The sequence below is a fragment of the Bradyrhizobium sp. P5_C11_2 genome (genome assembly GCF_054049755.1).
Genome location: NZ_JBFULT010000660.1, coordinates 1 through 3,701, shown reverse-complemented (window position 1 = coordinate 3,701; position 3,701 = coordinate 1). Strand labels below are relative to the sequence as shown.

Here is a 3,701-nt window from a genome sequence, read left to right as displayed (position 1 = left end):
GGGCTGGTAAGCCCGGCTTCGCGGCGGAGCTAATGTTGCCTGATCCGCGCCAAAGGTTTTGCAAAATTTCGGCCACGTTGCAGTGCGGCATAATGAAAGTCGTGCCATGCCGCCGCGGTGCTTTCGCACGCGATTGAGTTAGGTTAGAGAGGGCTTAGATTTCTCTGACCCGGAATTCCCATGGCCGCACCCAAGAAAGCCGCCGCAAGCACTCCACAGGACAAGACCAACGGCGGTTCGCCCCCGGAATTCACCAAGGAACAGGAGCTCAAGGCGCTCCGCGACATGCTCCTGATCCGGCGGTTCGAGGAAAAAGCCGGCCAGCTCTACGGCATGGGCGCGATCGGCGGCTTCTGCCACCTCTATATCGGCCAGGAGGCCGTGGTGGTCGGCATGCAGATGGCCCTGAAGCAGGGCGATCAGGTCATCACCGGCTATCGCGATCACGGCCACATGCTCGCCACCGGCATGGAGGCCAACGGCGTCATGGCCGAGCTCACCGRCCGCCGCGGCGGCTATTCCAAGGGCAAGGGCGGCTCCATGCACATGTTCAGCAAGGAGAAGCACTTTTACGGCGGCCACGGCATCGTCGGCGCGCAGGTCTCGCTCGGCACCGGGCTGGCTTTCGCCAACAGCTATCGTGGTAACGACAATGTCAGCGTCACCTATTTCGGCGACGGTGCGGCCAACCAGGGCCAGGTCTATGAGAGCTTCAACATGGCCGAGCTGTGGAAGCTGCCGGTGATCTACGTCATCGAGAACAACCGCTACGCCATGGGCACCTCGGTGTCGCGCGCCTCGGCGCAGCAGGATTTCTCCAAGCGCGGCGCCTCGTTCAACATTCCCGGCCAGCAGGTCGACGGCATGGACGTCCGCGCCGTGAAGGCCGCCGGCGACGAGGCTGCCGCCTGGTGCCGCGCCGGCAAGGGCCCCTTCATCCTGGAGATGCAGACCTACCGTTATCGCGGCCACTCGATGTCCGACCCCGCAAAGTACAGAACGCGCGAGGAGGTCGAAAAAGTCCGCCACGACCAGGACCCGATCGAGCAGGTGCGCAACCGCCTGCTCGCGGCCAAGGTCAGCGAGCAGGACCTGAAGGCGATCGACGCCGAGGTGCGTGACATCGTCAATGCCTCCGCCGACTTTGCCCAGCATGATCCCGAGCCGGATGCCGCCGAGCTCTGGACCGACATTTACCGCTGAACGCGCGCAAGCTTTCTTTTGGAGCCGATATGCCAATTCAAGTGCTGATGCCCGCGTTGTCACCCACGATGGAGAAGGGCAACCTCGCCAAGTGGCTGAAAAAAGAGGGTGAGACGATCAAGTCTGGCGACGTCATCGCCGAGATCGAGACCGACAAGGCGACCATGGAGGTCGAGGCGACCRACGAGGGCACGCTCGGCAAGATCCTGATCCCCGAGGGGACCGCCGACGTTGCCGTCAACACGCCGATCGCGACGATTCTCGCCGACGGCGAGAGCGCCGCCGATCTCGCCAAGGCGCCGGCACCTGCCCCGCAGAAGGCCGCGGAGCCCGCAGCCGCGGCCGCCGCGAAGGCCGAGGCACCCGCGCCCAGGGCTGCGCCCGCGCCGCAGGCTGTCGCCGAGCCAGATCCGGAAGTGCCTGCCGGCACCGAGATGGTGACGCAGACCATCCGCGAAGCCCTGCGCGACGCCATGGCCGAAGAGATGCGCCGCGACGCCGACGTCTTCGTGATGGGCGAGGAGGTCGCGGAATATCAGGGCGCCTACAAGGTGACGCAAGGGTTGTTGCAGGAATTCGGCGCCAAGCGCGTGATCGACACCCCGATCACCGAGCACGGCTTTGCCGGAATCGGCGTCGGCGCCGCGATGACCGGGCTGAAGCCGGTCGTCGAGTTCATGACCTTCAACTTCGCCATGCAGGCGATCGACCAGATCATCAACTCCGCCGCCAAGACGCTCTACATGTCGGGCGGCCAGATGGGCTGCTCGATCGTGTTCCGCGGGCCGAACGGCGCCGCCGCGCGCGTTGCCGCCCAGCACAGCCAGGACTACTCGTCCTGGTATTCGAACGTTCCGGGTCTCAAGGTCGTCGCGCCGTTCTCGGCCGCCGATTACAAGGGCCTGCTCAAGGCCGCGATCCGCGATCCCAATCCGGTGATCTTCCTCGAGAACGAAGTGCTCTACGGCCATACCGGCGAGGTGCCGAAGCTCGACGATTTCGTGATCCCGATCGGCAAGGCGCGCATCGTGCGCTCCGGCAGCCACGTCACCATCATCTCCTGGTCGAACGGCATGACCTACGCGCTGAAGGCCGCCGACGAGCTCGCCAAGGACGGCATCGAGGCCGAGGTGATCGACCTGCGCACGCTGCGGCCGATGGACACCGAGACCATCGTCAACTCGGTCAAGAAGACCGGCCGTGCCGTCACGGTGGAAGAGGGCTGGGCGCAGAGCGGCGTCGGCGCCGAGATCGCCGCGCGCATCATGGAGAACGCCTTCGACTATCTGGATGCGCCGGTTGCCCGCGTCTCCGGCAAGGACGTGCCGATGCCCTATGCCGCGAACCTGGAGAAGCTCGCGCTTCCCTCGGCGGCTGAAGTGGTCGAGGCCGCCAAAGCCGTCTGCTACAGGTAGACCATGGCGGGCCCGAAGGAGCAGCCACTGCCGCCCGACGTCATCGCCCGCGAGGACGCGGTCGAGATCCTGCGCGTTTTCGTGCTGGACGGCGGGCTGTCGATGGCGTTCCAGCGCGCCTTCGAGGAGCCCGACATGTGGGGCCTGCTGCTCGTCGACCTCGCCCGCCACGCCGCGCGTGCCTATGCGCGCGAAAGCGAATACACCGAGGAGGACGCCCTGAACCGGATCCTGGAGATGTTTCAGGCGGAGATCGAGCGGCCGACCGATATCGGCACCACGACGCCGCGATCGCAGAAGGGACATTGACCGTGGCGATCGAATCCCATCACTTCGATTTCATGCTGGAGGCGATCCGCGAGGCGGAGGCCTCGATCGCGCAGGGCGGCTTGCCGATCGGCGCGGTGCTGACGCGCGACAACAAGATCATCGCCCGCGGCCACAACAACCGCGTGCAGGAGAACAACGTGATCCTGCACGGCGAGATGAGCTGCCTGCGCGAGGCCGGCGTGATCTCGTTCCACGACACCGTCATGTACACCACGCTGTCGCCATGCTCGATGTGCGCCGGCGCGCTCGGTCTGTTCAAGGTGAAGCTGGTGGTGATCGGGGAATCCGTCACCTTCCCGGGCTCCAAGGACATCCTCGACAAGTTCAACATCCCCTGGATCGACCTTGCCGACGACCGCTCCATCACCATGATGAAGACTTGGCGTTCCAATCCTGCCAATGAGCGCCTTTGGCAGGGCGACATCGGCAACTAAAACCTGGTCTGTTCGTCTTCGCCCCGAGGACGACGTTTTGAGAAGTTCTTCGTGAGGTCAGCATGCCCATCAACATCCTGATGCCCGCTCTCTCGCCAACGATGGAGAAGGGCAACCTCGCCAAGTGGCTGAAGAAGGAAGGCGACAAGGTCAAATCCGGCGACGTCATCGCCGAGATCGAGACCGACAAGGCGACCATGGAGGTCGAGGCCATCGACGAGGGCACGATCGCCAAGATCCTGGTGCCCGAGGGCACGCAGGACGTCCCGGTCAACGAYGTGATCGCGGTGCTCGCCGGCGAGGGCGAGGACGTCAAGGC

5 protein-coding genes are annotated in these 3,701 nt (G+C 64.8%); all 5 read left to right on the top strand.

Annotation, left to right across the window (positions count from 1 at the left end):
- Nucleotides 1-180: 180 nt before the first annotated feature.
- Nucleotides 181-1,203, top strand: a complete 1,023-nt coding sequence (pdhA, locus tag ACXJL8_RS36330) for a pyruvate dehydrogenase (acetyl-transferring) E1 component subunit alpha (RefSeq protein ID WP_456686561.1) — start codon at nucleotides 181-183, stop codon at nucleotides 1,201-1,203.
- Nucleotides 1,204-1,232: 29 nt separating this feature from the next.
- Nucleotides 1,233-2,618 carry a pyruvate dehydrogenase complex E1 component subunit beta gene (locus tag ACXJL8_RS36325; RefSeq protein WP_456686560.1) on the top strand — a complete coding sequence of 462 codons (1,386 nt, stop codon included), beginning with the start codon at nucleotides 1,233-1,235 and terminating at the stop codon, nucleotides 2,616-2,618.
- 3 nt (nucleotides 2,619-2,621) lie between these two features.
- A complete protein-coding gene (locus ACXJL8_RS36320) occupies nucleotides 2,622-2,927 on the top strand; it encodes a DUF5076 domain-containing protein (RefSeq protein ID WP_456622456.1) in 306 nt (101 codons plus the stop codon).
- A 2-nt stretch (nucleotides 2,928-2,929) separates the two neighbouring features.
- Nucleotides 2,930-3,382: a nucleoside deaminase gene (locus ACXJL8_RS36315; RefSeq protein WP_456622455.1), complete on the top strand. Its 453-nt coding sequence runs from the start codon at nucleotides 2,930-2,932 to the stop codon at nucleotides 3,380-3,382.
- A 62-nt stretch (nucleotides 3,383-3,444) separates the two neighbouring features.
- On the top strand, nucleotides 3,445-3,701 hold a 257-nt coding region (locus ACXJL8_RS36310; protein ID WP_456686559.1), incomplete at its 3' end, for a biotin/lipoyl-containing protein.